Genomic DNA, 17,883 nt, shown 5'->3' on the forward strand with positions numbered 1-17,883 from the left:
TTGAACAGTTTGTTATAACTCAAACCCAAATTGGCAGTTGATAGATTTTTCCATTTAGATCCACAACTACCGCTTCGACGTACACCTGATGGTTATCAGCACGATAAGCCGATATATAAAATTCTTCGAAGCATTCGATAGGTAAACTGTGAGATTCGCACAACTTAGGTAGCCATTTGCGATAAGCGAGAACCGTCTTACGTACTCTAGGCGTTAGCTTAAACAGCTCTTCATCTTTAGTTGGAATCCAACTAATTCTCACTAAATCACCCGCTTTAAGATTAGCTAATTTGAAGATATCATCACGGACAAACCCACCATCGATGTAATTTTCGCCACTAAAAAATGATAAGGTGAAGTTCTTAGCCACACCTTTGATATTCTTCAGTTTCACAATTTCCCCTTGAGTTATAACGCCCTGTTAAGGGGTGAGCAACGCAATACCGATGTTGCCGCATACCATCTTAAACACTAAAACCAACGCATAGTAAAAATGCCACGCGTTGCGAATCCCTCTTGAACAGTTTGTTATGTACGTTCTTTTAGTTGCACATATTTAGCCAAACCAATGCCTTTATTTAGCTCAGTTACATAGTTTGTGCTCATTCTAGCTTCGTTGACTAATGTACTGATACTTATGTTTTTTGTTCGGATTATTTCACCAAATTTAATACCAAACAGATGAATCATTAACACCTGCTCACCGCGGGGAGCATCCTGATACATTGCACGCAAAACCTCCGCAAAATCTTGGATTGAGCTCGAATCGTTGAGAGCTTTATGCACATCCAGCTTAGATTCAAGATAAGTTCCGCTTGTTCTTTCGCGACGAACTGTTTGTTTGCAGTAAGGACAGTCGATATCTTCTAGCTCTTCACCACCAACAAAGCCTGCGCCAGAGACAAAAACTTTAAATGCTTTCCCACATTTCTCGTTTGAGCAAATTTCCACTTTTTCCTCCAAAGTACATAACGCTCTGTTAAGGGGTGAGCAACGCAATACCAAAGCCGCCGCATACCACCTTAAACACTAAAACCAACGCATAGTGAAAATGCCACGCGTTGCGAATCCCTCTTGAACAGTTTGTTATGTTTTACCACAAGTTACTGACTTAATTGAGAAAGAACTGCTATTTCTAACTAGTTTTCTGAACCGAACCACAAGACAAGAACCGACTTGGCCACCAAAGGCGACCAACCAGAAACGAGTAATTCCACTTCCCTGCCCAATGAGGCAACCCGACTAAGCACCCACAAACGCCCTGTATTTCCGACCAAAGCGCAAAACAATGTTGAATTGCCGAGGCAACTGCCAAGCTGAAATGCTGCTTGATAATGAACCTGAAAGCGACTTAGAGCCAGTTAAACAAGAAGCCGACCGCCACGACCTGACAATGAAGCAACCCGCGAACATTGGCATGTTTTACGGGCTGAGAGATTCAAGAACTTAGACCGACAATGCGGATTTGCTGAGTCTACTAGGGACGATTGCCAAAGGGACAAAGAACTAGAGCCTAAGGTATTTAAGCCTTTGAAATACAAGTAAACATAACGCGGCATTAAGGTGTGAGCGACGCTTGGCTATACTTGAGCGAAGCGAAACTGCCAAGCGTTGCGAATCACTCTTAAATGCTTTGTTATATTTTTTTGTACTTGTTTTCCAGCTTGAGTACTGTGCTATCAATTTCTGGGTCTAACTGCTTGCGTCTAAAAATATCTAATACGACTTCAAATACTTTGTATGAGTCTAACAAGTCGTCTTCTGACACACGGTCGGCATGAGTTGCCTCATTACCAACAAGTTTAAGTGATTCTAACCAACGAGCTTCTTGAGGAAACTCTTTAGCCATACTTTGAATTCTTCTATGTAGATTCCCTTGAGAAAAGCCTAGTTCAGCGCATAATTTTTCAATGGCTCTTCTTAACCTACTTCCAGCCGAACAAGTGTCCGAGAAATAGTGGTTAAAAGAGCTTAACAATTCTTCGTTTACAGAATTAGGGGTAGTACTGTTCAGTGGGAATAGAGAAACTGGAGGATTAAAGCTTTCTACCTTGATTTGGCGTATTCGATTAGTTTTATCGTTTGGGATTTTAGCAAATCCAGTGGCGGACACACTTTCATTACACATTTTGCACTTAAAGAAAGCAATGAACTGGTAAGGGCTATAACCTGCCTCATTTGCAATCGTGATGAAAGTAGCCGCTAATTTTAAAAAATTATTATCTTCATCTTTCACGAGATCTAGTAAGTCATTATCTCTGAATTTCTCGACATATGCCTTCCCTGCACGTCCAGACAAGCCCCTAGCACTAAAACTCTCTACATCTGGCTCTAAGTTTAAACTGTTACAGTATGGGCAAGGTAATGCAGGGTAATTACCCAGCGGTTGAAGCTCAGATAATTTAGACCAAAACTCTTTTTTAAACACCAATATCTCCTAAAAATATAACGCCCTGTTAAGGTGTGAGCAACGCAATACCGATGCCGCGGCATACCACCTTAATCACTTAAACCAACGCATAGCAAAAATGCCATGCGTTGCGAATCACTCTTGAACAGTTTGTTAGGCTTTTTTCCGACGGTTTCGGTGACTTTTTAATGCACCGTCCAGCCAATTTTTCTGGTTAAGATTATTCACAAACCATTCAATGAAAGCCTCAGAGTATCTGTGACGCCCATCTAGCTCATAATGATAGTTAGAACGCTTGGCTTTCTGAGTTTTGTTTTTCTTTACAACAGCTTGAAAAGAGTAACTTGTAATTTTAACGAGTGTCTGTCGAAGATTAATTTCTGCGATTGCTGTGTTCTGATGGTATGGGTGGGTAACATCTGGATCTTTAGTTTCGCGGATGATGATGGCTTTCTCGCCACCATCACTCAGTGATAAAGATAAGTCACTCTCTGAAGACTTTTTGGTTAACGCTAACTTGTAGTCTACGGAAATCGAAAATTCATCCGAGTCACATTCTCGTGCCATTTCCGTAAATTTGCCCAGAAAGCTTTTCACTTGAGTTGCAGTTAACTCACCATAAGTTTCTTTGATTACTGCGACTTCAGGTTCACAGCCATCGACAATAAGACTCAGTAAACCAACGCTTTGACCCGCTAATGGGCTATTGCCCATTAGCGCTTTATAGCGTTTTTGATAATTCAGTACTGTTGCTTGGAACAAACGAGATAATTGAGGTTGTAACTCTGGAATTAGCAGATGAATCGCATGGTCTCTAAGATCAATCAGCGTTTCCAAGTTTTTAGCCACATTGTCGGATGACTCGATCAGCTTACACATAGCTTCACGAATGCTAATGCTGAAATCACCCTCTTTAAAAATACTTGACGCACCGTCTTTTTTAGCTAGTTCCGACTTAAGCATGAGTTCCCATGCATTTACCATCATAATGGTAAATGCTTCAACCCGGTTCCCCAGTGTCGGACGGTTATAAACTTCAAGCGCTAACGTAAAAGCATCATGACTTCTTTTTATCAGTTGATCCGAGAGAATTTCATCAGGTGATTTGGACTGTGTATTCAAACTCTGGGACATGAGCCTGAAAAACTCGTCATTAGAGAGTTTATTAATACCGCTGCATTTCCATAGAGAACGACTCACTTTAACGATGTACTCGCCCTTGAGCTTTTCGTTGAAGTACTTGTTTACAGAGCTAACACTGTAACCGACTGATTCCGCCACTTCTTTAGCTGTAAACTCACTACCTTTTTCCTCAAGCTTTCGGAGTTCATCCAATAGCTGAAGAAGCATACCCTTTTTAACCATGTTGATTATTTCTCCAAAAGCCTAACGCCGCATTAAGGTGTGAGCGACGCTTGGCTATAATTGAGCGAAGCGAAAGCGCCAAGCGTTGCGAATCACTCTTAAATGCTTTGTTATGTATATCAGAGTGTTGCAATGATCTCTTTTATTCGGCTTTCTCCCAAAAATGCAAAGTGCATCTCCAGCCAAGTTTTTATTTTTCTTGCCTTTGTATGTTCATCAGCAAGCTTCATAAATTGAATGAATTGTTCATCCTTAGACAAATAAGCAATTAACTCGTTAGCTGGTAAAGATGAAGCCTGTTCAACATAAACTTTATCAACAGCACGGATGCTCTTGATTACCATAGTGATCAACGTAGATACATCCTTTAAAGTAAACTTTCCCGTGCCGTAGTTGGATAAAGCTTCATTAACATCAAAGTGATGGTAACTATCGAATATTGCTTGAGCATTCTCTTTTAAGTGTTGTATCGATGCTTTCGACAATTTCGCATTAGATGCTTTAGCATGAACAACTTTGTTTCTCCAGTGGCATAGAAGCTCAACTAAAATGATCCATTCAGGCTCCACTTCTGGTGTAGCTTCAAGAAATCGAACGACCCTGTCCGCTTTAGAGTCGGTAGGATTTTTTTTAACATTAAAATTCATGTCTTCGTTAAGCCACAATTCAGAGTTGCTAACCTTAGACAAGTATTCAAACAAACTTTCAACAGAATAGACAATTGCAGACTTTACAGCAAAACGCCTAGAGTTCATTGATGACTGTTTTGCATTTCCGGGTTTCCAAGAAATATTTAAAGTTGAAGGTGCTGTCGTTTCTTCTGTTATTGTCGACAACGCAACTGCGATAGTATTCATACAATGAACACTATGACCTACATCGTCTAAGAACTCTTTTAAATGATTGCTTTCAATTGACATGGGGTATCTTGAGGTATGGTGGCACCAGCAGGAATCGAACCTACGTCGTCGGGTTTAACTAGAAATTTTAGTAACCGCCGTCTTTCCGCATTAGACCATAGTGCCGAAGTGAATAATATGCAATTTTACACTGTTGTCAATGATTTACGCAAACGATATACATAACGCCCTGTTAAGGTGTGAGCAACACAGTACTGAATCCACCGCATACCACCTTAAACACTAAAGACAACGCATAGTAAGAATGCCAAGCGTTGCGAATCACTCTTAAACAGATTGTTAGGATTAATCTGCGTAGCGTGCTATCAATTCTTGGATTTTTTCCAAAGAATCTTCGTCAATTGATTCTATGTTTCGATCGACAAGCTCTGTATAAAACTCATAAACGTCATCATCACCAAATATCCATCGGACCTGATCATTTTCAATTGCAATTTCAATTAGCTGATTTACTTGAGTCTGTGAAAAGCCCTCAAATTTAGTTAACTTACTAATAACAGTATGAGTTCGTGAGAAGTTGCCACTTTGAGATAGGTTTTTGATTTCTATTTCTTTCTCTAGTTCACTAGCCAATTTAATTTCAGGGTAATGTTCTTTGAAGAATTGAGATAAGCGTCGATAAAAGAAAATATCTGAACGCTTGTAATCATTCCATTCAGACAACAAGAAGTCTTTTGGACGGTTCTCATCTAATACGGAATAATAATCTTTGTCATCAGCTACAAAGTGTAAGTCTTCATCTTTGGGTATTTCGTATAAAATAGCTTCCCAATTTATAGCATCACCTAGTGAACCATTTTTACCCGGAGGATTCCCAACCGAAAGCCTTAACTTTGCATCGGATAGGATGTCATCAGAAGTCTCAACAAACTTTGACAATTTGAATAGTTCCTTGATTTTTTCGTCAGCATTGAATTTACGTTCCAAAGCATCCTCGGTTATAGATTTCAGCAGTTTAGAGTGTAATTTTCCATAGGTATTCTGTAATTCCTTTAGCTGCTCATACTCATCGTATTCCTTACAAAACTGAGGAAATGCTCCTTTAATTTTATGATCTTTAAGTTTCTTGATTGCATCTTGAATTTTAACTTCTCTGTTGCGGTAGAATTCATCTTTTACTTGCTGAGTCACCCATAACTTAATCTTTTTCGTTTTTATCAGAACAGCAAGCTTATGAATTTCCTCAAGATCATCATTGCTAAGATGATAGAAAGACAGATAAACATTCGTATCAATAAACAAGTTTTCCACTAAAATACCCTCTAATTAATCCTAACGCCGCATTAAGTGGTGAGCAACGCAGACCACTGAACTTAAAGCATTGTGCCGTAAACACTGAAGTTGAAGCAAACCAAAAATGCCGAGCGTTGGGAATCCGTCTTAAATGCTTTGTTATGTGTGTTAGTTGATGTTTCTACTGACAATTTTAGCTATAAACGCAACTAACCCACGCTCTTCATACCCTGCATAAGACGATACTGAATAGTTACGAATACCAAAAAACACGCCGACTAAACCACAAGCTATTCCAAGCCATTTAAACCAGTGAATTCGACGCATGAAGATTGACTCAAAAGCTTGTGAAACAGCACTACCACTCAATTCTGATGCCTTACTTTCAAGAAATGCAGGAAAGCCGAAGTAGAAAGTTAAGAAGGATATAAACCCGAAACAAATCGCAGCCCACCAAGGTAACCTAGCCGCTATATAAACTGAATCACTTACTATCGCAGAACCGTTTGATCTTCGCCTGTAGCGTCTTCCCATGATTTCCTCCGAACACATAACGCCGCATTAAGGTGTGAGCAACGCTGCAACAAAACTTAACCAGACCACCGTAAACACAAAACCCAACGATTGAATGAAAAATGCCAAGCGTTGGGAATCACTCTTAAATGCTTTGTTATGTTAATTTAACCAAACAGACGCTGTAACAACGATTTTTTCGGAGTTTCCTTTATGGTCTTAACTATTTGTGAAATTTCTTGGCTACTTGGTACTTTCACTGGGAATGTTTTTAAGCACTCAGTTTGAAACTTACTAAACTGCTTTTTAAAATTTCTATTTTTCAACATATCAGTAAAAGGTACCACGTCAATACAGCTAAGATGGCTTTCCGTACCTCTTGGAATCTTGCATGTCCAAACTTTAACTGTATCGAAGGTCGGATTGTGAAAGCCCTCGGTTAAAACTACATACATTACACCTGACTTTAATCCCGTCAGCTCACAATCATTAAGATCCAAAAGCTTTATCTCCCCCTCCCACCTGAAACCAATAGATATTTCACTATCTTGAGCAGGAATATTTGATGAAACCTGATTTGGATGAAAATTTGCCGCTCCATCTGGATCTGTACCCCAAATAGATTGATACTTGAGAATACTCTGTCCCATTTCCAATGACGTTACATGCCAGATATTTCTCAATGCTTCTTCAAGTTTCTTTTCCACTGGAACTCCTTTCGTTCGTTAACATAACGCCCTGTTAAGGGGTGAGCAACGCAATACCGAAGCCGCTGCATACCACCTTAATCACTAAAATCAACGCATAGTAAAAATGCCACGCGTTGCGAATCCCTCTTGAACAGTTTGTTAGCTATTTTTTTCCAACGCCTCTCGGAGCTTAGCTATCGTATGTTGACTGAAGACTTTAATTCCATTGCGCTCTAACAATGCAGTAGCTACCCCTGAGCCATCGATTTTGATCCCGTTGAATGTACCGTCATAAATTTTTGAACTGCCACAGGAAGGGCTGCCTTCAGCGAGTATCGCGTACTTTATTTGCTGTTTTTTGCAAAGCTCCAAAGCGTTCTCTGCCCCACTTACAAATTGTTCAGTAACATCAATACCATCATTTCCAACAACGTTTGCCAAACCATCAAGCACATCAACACCTTTACCAGTAATGATTTCGGCAGGTGCTCTAGGAATAGGTAAACCTGCTGAGACTTCGGGGCAAAAGGTCACTAGTTCTGCGTTTGACTTGAGCCATAGCAGCTCAGGCTCTTTGACTGATAAACAGCTCGCATTGTATCTAACGTTGTTTCCAACCAGACATGAACTAACGAGAACTTTTACCACTGGAACTCCTTTATATACTAGAAATAGCTAACGCCGCGTTAAGTGGTGAACAACGCCAACCACCAAACCTAAACCATTGTACCTTAAACACTTAAACTGACTTGGACTGAAATCGCCAAGCGTTGTGAATCCGCCTTAAACGCCTTGTTAGGCGAAGTTTTCCACCAGTGTTTAAGTTGTCTTGAAAGCAGATTACCCGAAACGAAATATGCAACCAAGCACCCACTGACTTTTTGTGATTCAAGAACCATAAAAGCCACTATGTTTCAGCCTATATTTCGACAACCACGAGATACAGACTTTCAGCGATCAAGTTGCTTTTGAGAAGACGAAGCATAAAGCTGCAAACGTAAAGGAAGAGCGAAAGCCTCGATTGACTTGCCTTTGCCACACTTTAAGCCAGTGGAACTCACCGCCAACCTGCACTAAAAACCAATGAGGCAACCCACGAACTTTGGCATGTTTTATGGTTAGAGATATTCAAGAATTTGAGCCGATAACGCTTAATTGCCGACTTAGAAAAACAAATGCTCAAAGAGAACTAAGAAGATGAGAACAAAGAACTTTTCTGCCCGTTGCCTAACGCCGCATTAAGGTGTGAGCGACGCTTGGCTATAATTGAGCGAAGCGAAAGCGCCAAGCGTTGCGAATCACTCTTAAATGCTTTGTTATGTATATCAGAGTGTTGCAATGATCTCTTTTATTCGGCTTTCTCCCAAAAATGCAAAGTGCATCTCCAGCCAAGTTTTTATTTTTCTTGCCTTTGTATGTTCATCAGCAAGCTTCATAAATTGAATGAATTGTTCATCCTTAGACAAATAAGCAATTAACTCGTTAGCTGGTAAAGATGAAGCCTGTTCAACATAAACTTTATCAACAGCACGGATGCTCTTGATTACCATAGTGATCAACGTAGATACATCCTTTAAAGTAAACTTTCCCGTGCCGTAGTTGGATAAAGCTTCATTAACATCAAAGTGATGGTAACTATCGAATATTGCTTGAGCATTCTCTTTTAAGTGTTGTATCGATGCTTTCGACAATTTCGCATTAGATGCTTTAGCATGAACAACTTTGTTTCTCCAGTGGCATAGAAGCTCAACTAAAATGATCCATTCAGGCTCCACTTCTGGTGTAGCTTCAAGAAATCGAACGACCCTGTCCGCTTTAGAGTCGGTAGGATTTTTTTTAACATTAAAATTCATGTCTTCGTTAAGCCACAATTCAGAGTTGCTAACCTTAGACAAGTATTCAAACAAACTTTCAACAGAATAGACAATTGCAGACTTTACAGCAAAACGCCTAGAGTTCATTGATGACTGTTTTGCATTTCCGGGTTTCCAAGAAATATTTAAAGTTGAAGGTGCTGTCGTTTCTTCTGTTATTGTCGACAACGCAACTGCGATAGTATTCATACAATGAACACTATGACCTACATCGTCTAAGAACTCTTTTAAATGATTGCTTTCAATTGACATGGGGTATCTTGAGGTATGGTGGCACCAGCAGGAATCGAACCTACGTCGTCGGGTTTAACTAGAAATTTTAGTAACCGCCGTCTTTCCGCATTAGACCATAGTGCCGAAGTGAATAATATGCAATTTTACACTGTTGTCAATGATTTACGCAAACGATATACATAACGCCCAATTAAGGTGTGAAGCACGCGACCACGACACTCGATTTGACCACTGTAATCACTGAATTCAACCCAAACCAAAAATGCCAAGCGTGCTGAATCACTCTTAAATTGTTTGTTATGAGCGTGCTAAATGTATACGGCGGACATTCCAACAAAAGCGACCAAAATCAAATATTGAACAAATAGAGTCATACCCTGCCAAAAATGAGTGACTACCATTCGTTTATGGTGATAATTACGATTTTCTTTTGCCTTATTCATTGGGCGATTTAAAACTAACTTAATGTACCACGGGTATAACTCTTGAAAAGATGAAATACTTTTCATTAGATCAAATTCAGGTTTGATAGCTAATCCGTTTTTTTCTGCCATCTCCTCGATACTATTAGCGTGCTGTTCGAAGTTATCAATTACTGGTGCTAAACGTGCACGAACTTCAGTAGAGCTTGAAATACTGAGCGAACATAACATTGCGAAGTATTTTTGAAATAGCGCGAATAAGAGAGATGCAGCCAAACATGAAAATAAAACCTTTAGCTCGGAATGATCATAAAAATTCGCCATTTTATCGATGTTAGTTATTGAAAGCCCTGCAACAGCTGCACTGCCAGCAGCTGCCCAAGTTGATAACTTATCAATAATTGGACTTGTTGAAACCGTTGCTTCGGCCAATGCTCCTATTGAGTCATAGTGAGCATTCTCATCGGTGATCGTCTTCCAACTTTCTAAAGATTTTTCTAATTCCGTCATCTTCAATTTTCCTAAAGCTCATAACGCTATCTACCAAACAACAAGCCGAACTAATCCAGTACTCTTGCATTTCGACACTAATTAAATAGAACAAAATACTATCACATAAGCCTATGAAAATAATCAACTTGTTGGAGTAGGGATCGTATCCGAGATCCCAATTAGGCCGCAAAGTGTCAACTAATTATTGATTCCTGCCAAATTAAAGATAACTGTATATAAATACAGTTTAAATAACTAAAAAATTACCAATGAAAAGCCAGTTTTTACTAAGTGTAAAAGAGCATATGATTGCTCGACATTATGCTCCCAAAACGATTCAAGCATATCTACTCTGGATCACAAAGTTCATCTTATTTAACGACAAAGCTCATCCATCCAAATTGAATGAAAGCCATGTGGAAGCTTTTCTAACTCATTTAGCGGTTGACTGCAAAGTAGCTGCCAAAACACAAGCTCTGGCACTCAACTCTATTAGCTTTCTTTATAGGGAATATTTTCGAACCCCACTTTCAGTGGAAATGAAATTTCAGAAATCACAGTTGGATAGAAAATTGCTTGTTGTGCTAACCAAAGACGAAATGCGCCGTTTTCTGATGCATATAGATCCTAGGTATAAGTTACACATTATGCTGCTTTATGGCTCAGGTTTACGTGTTATGGAGTGTGTCCGCCTGAGAGTTCAAGACATAGATTATGATTATAAGGCACTTCGTGTGTGGCAAGGAAAAGGAGGAAAAAATCGCGTTGTGACGCTAGCGAGTGAAGCTATTTCACTACTAAAAGAACAGCAGGGCATCGCGTTAAGATACTACAAAAAGGATATCAATTCGCCTGGATATGCTGGTGTCCACATACGGCCGTCGTTGCAGAGAAAATACCCTGAAGCAGAGTTAGATTTTAACTGGCACTTTTTATTTCCCTCCCACCAGCTATCAGTTGACCCAAATACTGGAGAGCTTAAGAGGCACCATATAAATGAAACATCTCTACAAAGAGCAGTCAAGCGTTCCGCCAAAGAAGCAGGAATAACTAAGGCAGTGACATGCCATACATTGAGGCATAGCTTTGCGACACATTTGCTCGAGTCAGGCACCGATATTAGAACGGTTCAAGAGCAGCTCGGTCATAGTGATGTAAAGACGACGCAGATATACACTCACGTGATAGAGCGAGGAGGCGGAGGAGTTAAAAGCCCACTATCAAACTTGTAGTTGAATAGATAAGAAAAAAGGAGAGCCTAGGCTCTCCTTTCCTTAATCCTAATAACTGACTCTAATTAAAGAGCAGCTTTCGCTTTTTCAACTAGAACTGCGAATGCAGCTTTGTCGAATACCGCGATGTCAGCAAGGATCTTACGGTCGATCTCGATAGATGCTTTCTTAAGACCGTTGATGAAACGGCTGTAAGATAGACCATTTTGACGAGATGCAGCGTTGATACGTGCAATCCATAGTTGACGGAATTGACGTTTCTTGTTGCGACGGTCACGGTAAGCGTATTGACCAGCTTTAGTAACTGCTTGGAAAGCTACGCGGTAAACACGTGAACGTGCACCGTAGTAACCTTTAGCTTGTTTTAGAACTTTCTTATGACGTGCACGAGCTTGTACACCACGTTTTACGCGAGGCATTATGCTTCTCCTAAACTAAACGATTAATAAACTAAAAAGAATTATGCGTATGGTAGCATACGAGCAACTGCAGCCACTTCACACTTAGGAAGGATTGCATTTGGACGAAGCTGACGCTTGTTCTTAGTAGTACGCTTAGTCAGGATGTGACGTTTAGTAGCGTGCTTAAACTTAATACCACCAGCAGTTTTCTTGAAACGCTTAGCAGCACCTTTGTTGGTTTTCATCTTAGGCATGATGAATAACTCCGCATTGTTGAGTTGTATTAAACAATAGTAATTAGGGCGAACAAAACTCAGCCACTTTACGGCAGCTGAGTTTTATTACTTGCAAAGCCGTTAATTACTTCTTTTTAGGGGCAAGAACCATGATCATCTGACGACCTTCGATCTTCTTAGGGAAAGATTCCACTACTGCGATTTCAACAGTGTCTTCCTTAAGACGATTTAGAACGTCAACACCGATGTCTTGGTGTGCCATTTCTCGGCCACGGAAGCGAATTGTTACCTTCACTTTGTTGCCTTCTTCAAGGAAACGCGTCAGGTTGCGTAGTTTTACCTGATAGTCTCCAATATCAGTTCCAGGACGGAATTTTACTTCCTTAATCTGAACCTGCTTTTGCTTTTTCTTCTGCTCTTTAGCAGATTTGCTCTTCTCAAAGAGGAATTTACCGTAGTCCATTACACGACATACTGGTGGCTCAGCGTTTGGACTGATTTCTACCAGATCCATACCAGCTTCTTCAGCTGCGGCTACTGCTTCTTGAATCGAAACAACGCCAACTGATTCGCCATCAGCGCCAGTTAAACGAACTTCACGAACGCCACGAATTTCACCGTTTAAACGATGAGCATTTTGTTTGGCCGGTATTTGGCCGCGTCTTCCGCCTTTAATAGTTTATTCCTCCAGATTGAGCTTACGGGTAGAGATCTCGTCTTGGATGTAAGAAATAAAATCATCCACTTTAAACTTACCGAGGTCTTTACCTTTACGTGTACGTACTGCGATTTCACCGGCTTCCATTTCTTGGTCACCACAAACAAGCATATATGGTACACGCTTCAAAGTATGTTCGCGGATTTTAAAGCCTATCTTCTCATTTCTCAAGTCCGCTTTTGCTCTAATTCCAACTTTTTGTAGTTTTTGAGCAACTTCTTGTGCGTAATCAGCCTGTTTATCAGTGATATTCATGATAACAGCCTGCTCTGGCGACAACCACGTAGGGAAGAAGCCAAAGTATTCTTCGATAAGAATACCGATGAAACGCTCAAGTGAACCTAGAATCGCACGGTGAATCATAACAGGAACTTGGCGTTCATTGTTTTCATCAACGTAAGATGCGCCTAAGCGACCAGGCAAGTTGAAATCTAGCTGAACCGTACCACATTGCCATGCACGATCGAGACAGTCATAGAGAGTGAACTCAATCTTAGGACCGTAGAACGCACCCTCACCTTCTTGAATCTCGTATGGAATGTCCATCGCTTCAAGTGAGTGCTTCAGCGCTTCTTCTGATTGATCCCAGATCTCATCAGAACCAACGCGCTTTTCAGGGCGAGTCGATAGTTTCACTACGATGTTGTCGAAACCAAATGTTTGGTACGTATCGTATACCATCTTGATACAGCCCGTCACTTCCTCTTGGATTTGACTTTCTGTACAGAAAATATGAGCGTCATCTTGAGTAAAGCCACGTACACGCATGATGCCGTGCAGTGCACCTGATGGCTCGTTACGGTGACATGAGCCGAACTCAGCCATACGTAACGGTAAGTCACGGTACGATTTTAGACCTTGGTTAAAGATCTGAACGTGACCAGGGCAGTTCATTGGCTTCAGAGCGTAATCACGGTTTTCAGACGCGGTTGTAAACATCGCATCTGCGTATTTATCCCAGTGACCAGAACGTTCCCAAAGCACGCGGTCCATAATTAGAGGACCTTTAACTTCTTGGTAGTTGTATTCCGTCAGTTTTTCACGAACAAAGACTTCTAGATCGCGGAAGATAGACCAACCGTTATGATGCCAGAACACCATACCTGGTGCTTCTTGTTGCATGTGGAACAGGTCTAGCTGCTTACCAATCTTACGGTGGTCACGCTTCGCCGCTTCTTCAAGGCGAGTTAGGTGAGCTTTAAGTGCTTTCTTATCATGGAAAGCCGTACCGTAGATACGTTGCAGCATCTTGTTGTCGCTGTTACCACGCCAGTATGCACCTGCTACGTTTAGTAGAGTGAAGTGCTGACAGAATCCCATATGCGGTACGTGTGGACCACGACACATATCTAGGTATTCTTCATGATGGTATAGGCCCGGACGATCATCACGAGAGACGTTTTCGTCTAGGATTTCCATCTTGTACGTTTCACCGCGAGCTTCAAATGCATCGCGAGCTTCCTGCCAGCTAACCTTTTTCTTGATAACTTGGTATTTGGTCTTCGCAAGCTCTTTCATACGCTTTTCAATCTTTTCAAGATCTTCTTGCGTTAGAGACTGCTCAAGGTCGATATCGTAGTAGAAGCCGTTGTCGATGGTTGGACCAATCGCCATTTTCGCTTCAGGGTAAAGCTGCTTAATTGCGTGACCAAGAAGGTGAGCGCATGAGTGACGAACGATTTCTAGACCGTCTACTTCATCTTTTACGGTGATGATTTCAAGGCTTGCATCTTGTGCGATAAGGTCACATGCATCAACACGCTCGCCGTCTACACGACCTGCGATGGTTGCTTTCGCAAGACCTGGACCGATAGATTGAGCAACTTCAAGAGTAGAAACAGGGTTGTCAAATTGACGCTGACTGCCGTCAGGAAGGGTAATAATAGGCATTAAAATATCCTTTACAGTGGTGTTGCACACCAAGCAACACATGCAATTCAAATTATGTCTTTAATATCAAATTCAAACGATTAAAGACCAGAATCGGCTCCTTTTATATGCAAATACGGATGCACAACTCAGGAGCGAAAGAGCATTGTAACGGAATCAGATAAAATAACAATCGAAGTCACAAAAAAGCATCGTTTGCGATTTAGTACTAAGACTTGTGGATACCATTGAGGAGTCGCCGGATCTGAGGAACTAGATCACTTGCAGTCAGACCAATCTGGCCGTGGGTCGAGACCAAATCATCTGCGGCTTGGCTATGGACGAGAACCCCAAGTCGAGCTGCTTGCGAGATAGATAGCCCTTGTCCGATGAGCGCCGCTATGACACCCGTTAATACATCACCCATACCACCAGAAGCCATACCCGCATTGCCTGCGGCACAAACAAAAACAGTCTGACCATCGAATATCAGTGTACCCGCGCCTTTTAGCACAACCACACCACCGTACCTCTGATGGAGCGCTTTCACCGCAGCGTAGCGATCACTCTCGATATCGTTGATACTTACAGCTAGCAATCTTGCTGCTTCTCCGGGATGAGGCGTGATCACTCGATTTCCATCACGATTTGGACTTTGCGCGAGAAGGTTAAGGGCATCCGCATCAACCACCTTAGATATCTGGATCTGGTTAACGGATTGAACCGCTGTTTTGGCCCAATCGTCTATGCCGAGACCAGGGCCAATCGCAACGACATCTTGATTTTTTAGCCGCTCAAAGAGAATACGCTTGCTCCCATCCCAATCTCGCGCCATAACCTCTGGGCACGCAAGTTGGAGAGGTAAAATCGAGGCTGAGTGGCACAAAGCACTGGTCAATCCTGCCCCGCTTCTCACTAAGGCTTGAGCGCAAAGCCGTATAGCGCCCGAATAGCCAAGGTTACCGCCAATACAGGTGACACGTCCGTGATCTCCTTTATGGGCCACCGGGGATCGCGTTGGCAACAGCTCCGCTACGCTGTGGTAATCAAGCAGCTGCGCCGATGGAGAGTAGAGTTCGATAAATTGCTCTTCGACTTCTAAGCCAGCAAAGTGAAGTCGACCTGTCACCGACCTTGCGTCTCCCGTGACGAGCCCTTGCTTCAATCCAATAAACGAAATGGTGTGATTCGCACAGATGGCAGCCCCAAGTATTCTCCCAGTATCTGCACATAGTCCTGAAGGGAGATCAATCGCGACGACTGGTTTATTTGCTTGATTGATGACTTGAAATAGAGACACCAAATTAGCCCGAACGTCTCCTTGTAGACCCGTTCCCAAAATGCCATCAACAATCACGTCACAGCTCTGAAGGCTCGTCTCAAATTTGTCGAAAGACGTTAGCCTACCACCAGCAGTTAACCATGCCTGATAGGCTTGAGCGGCATCGCCCATCAAGCGGGTGGCATCGCTTGTGAGAAAGAGGTCAACGTCAAGGCCCGCCTCCTTAGCCAAACGCGCCACCACAAAGCCATCACCGCCGTTATTACCAGCACCGCACACCACCGTAATGTGCTCAGCCTTGGGATACTGCTCTTGCAACAGCGCAAAGGTCGCTTCACCCGCACGTAGCATCAATTGATATAACTCGATTCCAGCTTGCTGAGCCGCGACTACTTCGCCACGTTTAACCTGCTCTGCGGTATAGAGATAAAGAGGAAGTGTCATTACAAGCATCCATGAAAAGGGAACCGCTATTGAGCATAAACCACAACGCCAAGAAAAACCTTGGCGCTGTGGTCAAATTAGCTGTTTTTAGAGACGAGTGCTTCCGCTGTCGCGTCTTGTATTGATAGGAATAAAGAGCGCACCTCACCAGTCGGGGTTCGCATTGGGTTCAGCGTGATATTTTGGTACATGAAATCCGCTTGTTGAGTAACAGGTCGTACGTTTCGGCATTTAAATAGGTACGGACGTTGTTGCCACGTAATAAAACTGCGGCAACCTAAGTCGTAGACTGGCTTGGTTTTAAGCTTGAACCAATCTTGCGGAATTTCAGGAAACAGCTCAAAGATAGACTTATCGATAGCTTCATGCGCTTGAATCCCGCTGTGATGGGTCATAAACCCGTTCCAAACTTGAACCTTATAATCGCGATCCAACACCACCAGACCTAAATCGACATTTTGTACCATGTCCACCATCCAGTGGAATTGCTCGAATTCTGCAGGAAGAGATATCATTAAAAGTCCTCCATGAGGTAGGCCAACTTGTTATCGAGAAGTGGTAATGATTCATCGACAAACATAAACAGAAGATCACAGCGGATAGACGTTCCATCGATGTTGTAGCTGACTTCAAAAGTCATTGTCTTTTTAAACGAGCCGGTCGTGGACTGAATAACAGAGTCGATCGAAATATGTTGCCCTAACAACACTGGCGAGCTTTGGAAAAAACGAACCTCAGCCTGTTGCCCTAAGCCATTCAGAAAAGAACCAACGAGAATATTAGAGACATCCATCAGCAGCTCAAGCTCTTCAAGCTCTTCACTGTCTGCTGGCACTTTCATCAGCTTTTTAAGGTCAGAGACACTGGAGTCACTTAAAAGGACTAGCGCCTCCCCCGCGATACCTTCACCACTAAAGCCTTGGCATACTCCTGACACTTGATCGTTTTCCGCTAAGTCTCGCAGCGCCATGTGAAGCTCACTGACTTCAAAGATGTTTACGTTAGGAAGCGGTAAGTGAACAAATACATCAAAATGACGAGCGAGAGCGTCAGCTGCGCGACCAATAGATACGTTGGCGACTTCCATATAGATGTCGCGGCGACGTAGAATCGGCAACTCAATAGAGACTGGCGTGATGACTTGAGGACGCTCAGCAGGCTGAACTAAGCTTCTAAGCACTTCGTTTAGCGCATCTTTATCGATCGGCTTTTGAATAAAGGCTTTTGCTCCAAGCCCCATTACACGCTCTTTGGCTTTAGGCTGAATATCGCCCGAGACCACAACGACTGGCACATCAATGCCACGTTTACCAATTTCCTCAAGGGTACCGAAGCCATCGAGTTCTGGCATCGTCAAATCGAGGAACATCAGCTTAAATTGATGTTGCTCTAACTGCTCAAGTGCATCCAAACCATGAACAGCGAAGGTGATATCGGCATTTAGCGAAGCGGGCAATGAGCGAGCCATTTGTTTTCTTGCTAAGGCGGAGTCATCACATATTAAAACTGGGTAAGACATTCGTACACCTACTGCCATTCGTACAATTAA

At 42.2% G+C, this 17,883-nt stretch carries 20 protein-coding genes and 2 tRNA genes; 2 read left to right on the forward strand and 20 right to left on the reverse strand.

What is annotated here, in order from left to right; translation table 11 throughout:
• Nucleotides 1–19 precede the first annotated feature (19 nt).
• Both ACUALS_RS19535 and ACUALS_RS19540 read right to left on the reverse strand, forming a co-directional pair.
• Nucleotides 20–394, reverse strand: a complete 375-nt coding sequence (locus ACUALS_RS19535; protein WP_061895855.1) for a hypothetical protein — start codon at nt 392–394, stop codon at nt 20–22.
• Nucleotides 395–528: 134 nt separating this feature from the next.
• Nucleotides 529–951, reverse strand: coding sequence for an HTH-like domain-containing protein (locus tag ACUALS_RS19540; RefSeq protein WP_079857209.1), 423 nt, complete (start codon nt 949–951; stop codon nt 529–531).
• 337 nt (nt 952–1,288) lie between these two features.
• Between ACUALS_RS19540 and ACUALS_RS19545 the strand changes: the two genes are divergently transcribed.
• Nucleotides 1,289–1,450 carry a hypothetical protein gene (locus ACUALS_RS19545; RefSeq protein WP_454449454.1) on the forward strand — a complete coding sequence of 54 codons (162 nt, stop codon included), beginning with the start codon at nt 1,289–1,291 and terminating at the stop codon, nt 1,448–1,450.
• A gap of 186 nt (nt 1,451–1,636) precedes the next feature.
• Here ACUALS_RS19545 and ACUALS_RS19550 read toward each other — a convergent pair whose 3' ends face one another.
• From ACUALS_RS19550 to ACUALS_RS19600, 11 genes are all read right to left on the reverse strand, one after another.
• The gene (locus tag ACUALS_RS19550; protein WP_046268218.1) at nt 1,637–2,428 is read right to left on the reverse strand and encodes a DUF4145 domain-containing protein; all 792 of its coding nucleotides are present in this window, start codon (nt 2,426–2,428) and stop codon (nt 1,637–1,639) included.
• 135 nt (nt 2,429–2,563) lie between these two features.
• On the reverse strand, nt 2,564–3,775 hold the full coding sequence (locus tag ACUALS_RS19555) for a DUF3644 domain-containing protein (protein ID WP_446556672.1): 1,212 nt from the start codon (nt 3,773–3,775) through the stop codon (nt 2,564–2,566).
• Between the two features lie 119 nt (nt 3,776–3,894).
• The gene (locus ACUALS_RS19560; RefSeq protein WP_239912701.1) at nt 3,895–4,695 is read right to left on the reverse strand and encodes a hypothetical protein; all 801 of its coding nucleotides are present in this window, start codon (nt 4,693–4,695) and stop codon (nt 3,895–3,897) included.
• 16 nt (nt 4,696–4,711) lie between these two features.
• Nucleotides 4,712–4,800 (reverse strand) — tRNA-OTHER (locus tag ACUALS_RS19565).
• Nucleotides 4,801–4,980: 180 nt separating this feature from the next.
• On the reverse strand, nt 4,981–5,946 hold the full coding sequence (locus ACUALS_RS19570; protein ID WP_454449464.1) for a PIN domain-containing protein: 966 nt from the start codon (nt 5,944–5,946) through the stop codon (nt 4,981–4,983).
• A 150-nt stretch (nt 5,947–6,096) separates the two neighbouring features.
• Nucleotides 6,097–6,462 carry a hypothetical protein gene (locus ACUALS_RS19575; RefSeq protein WP_454449465.1) on the reverse strand — a complete coding sequence of 122 codons (366 nt, stop codon included), beginning with the start codon at nt 6,460–6,462 and terminating at the stop codon, nt 6,097–6,099.
• Between the two features lie 146 nt (nt 6,463–6,608).
• Complete coding sequence (locus tag ACUALS_RS19580) at nt 6,609–7,148, reverse strand: hypothetical protein (protein ID WP_454449466.1); 540 nt, start codon at nt 7,146–7,148, stop codon at nt 6,609–6,611.
• A 141-nt stretch (nt 7,149–7,289) separates the two neighbouring features.
• Nucleotides 7,290–7,778, reverse strand: coding sequence for a DUF523 domain-containing protein (locus ACUALS_RS19585; protein WP_047104042.1), 489 nt, complete (start codon nt 7,776–7,778; stop codon nt 7,290–7,292).
• A gap of 677 nt (nt 7,779–8,455) precedes the next feature.
• A complete protein-coding gene (locus ACUALS_RS19590) occupies nt 8,456–9,256 on the reverse strand; it encodes a hypothetical protein (RefSeq protein WP_239912701.1) in 801 nt (266 codons plus the stop codon).
• 16 nt (nt 9,257–9,272) lie between these two features.
• A tRNA-OTHER gene (locus ACUALS_RS19595) sits at nt 9,273–9,361 on the reverse strand.
• A gap of 185 nt (nt 9,362–9,546) precedes the next feature.
• A complete protein-coding gene (locus tag ACUALS_RS19600; protein WP_045619987.1) occupies nt 9,547–10,170 on the reverse strand; it encodes a hypothetical protein in 624 nt (207 codons plus the stop codon).
• Nucleotides 10,171–10,421: 251 nt separating this feature from the next.
• Between ACUALS_RS19600 and ACUALS_RS19605 the strand changes: the two genes are divergently transcribed.
• Nucleotides 10,422–11,384 (forward strand): integron integrase, encoded by a 963-nt coding sequence (locus ACUALS_RS19605; protein ID WP_454449467.1) that lies wholly within the window; start codon nt 10,422–10,424, stop codon nt 11,382–11,384.
• A gap of 65 nt (nt 11,385–11,449) precedes the next feature.
• Here the strand turns inward: ACUALS_RS19605 and rplT are convergent, their stop codons facing one another.
• The 7 genes from rplT to ACUALS_RS19640 all read right to left on the reverse strand — a co-directional run bounded on the left by rplT (nt 11,450) and on the right by ACUALS_RS19640 (nt 17,853).
• Nucleotides 11,450–11,803, reverse strand: coding sequence for a 50S ribosomal protein L20 (rplT, locus tag ACUALS_RS19610; protein WP_004401084.1), 354 nt, complete (start codon nt 11,801–11,803; stop codon nt 11,450–11,452).
• Between the two features lie 41 nt (nt 11,804–11,844).
• Entirely contained in the window at nt 11,845–12,039 is a 195-nt protein-coding gene (gene rpmI / locus ACUALS_RS19615) for a 50S ribosomal protein L35 (RefSeq protein WP_004411425.1), read from the reverse strand.
• A 106-nt stretch (nt 12,040–12,145) separates the two neighbouring features.
• A complete protein-coding gene (infC, locus tag ACUALS_RS19620) occupies nt 12,146–12,697 on the reverse strand; it encodes a translation initiation factor IF-3 (protein ID WP_454450052.1) in 552 nt (183 codons plus the stop codon).
• A 3-nt stretch (nt 12,698–12,700) separates the two neighbouring features.
• Nucleotides 12,701–14,629 carry a threonine--tRNA ligase gene (gene thrS, locus ACUALS_RS19625; protein WP_322414260.1) on the reverse strand — a complete coding sequence of 643 codons (1,929 nt, stop codon included), beginning with the start codon at nt 14,627–14,629 and terminating at the stop codon, nt 12,701–12,703.
• A gap of 208 nt (nt 14,630–14,837) precedes the next feature.
• A complete protein-coding gene (locus tag ACUALS_RS19630) occupies nt 14,838–16,334 on the reverse strand; it encodes an NAD(P)H-hydrate dehydratase (protein ID WP_454449468.1) in 1,497 nt (498 codons plus the stop codon).
• Between the two features lie 77 nt (nt 16,335–16,411).
• Nucleotides 16,412–16,849, reverse strand: coding sequence for a PAS domain-containing protein (locus ACUALS_RS19635; protein ID WP_038141603.1), 438 nt, complete (start codon nt 16,847–16,849; stop codon nt 16,412–16,414).
• A complete protein-coding gene (locus ACUALS_RS19640) occupies nt 16,849–17,853 on the reverse strand; it encodes a response regulator (protein ID WP_038141605.1) in 1,005 nt (334 codons plus the stop codon). Before ACUALS_RS19640 ends, ACUALS_RS19635 begins: the two co-directional genes overlap by 1 nt.
• Nucleotides 17,854–17,883 lie beyond the last annotated feature (30 nt).

The sequence above is a fragment of the Vibrio sp. NH-7 genome (genome assembly GCF_053643215.1).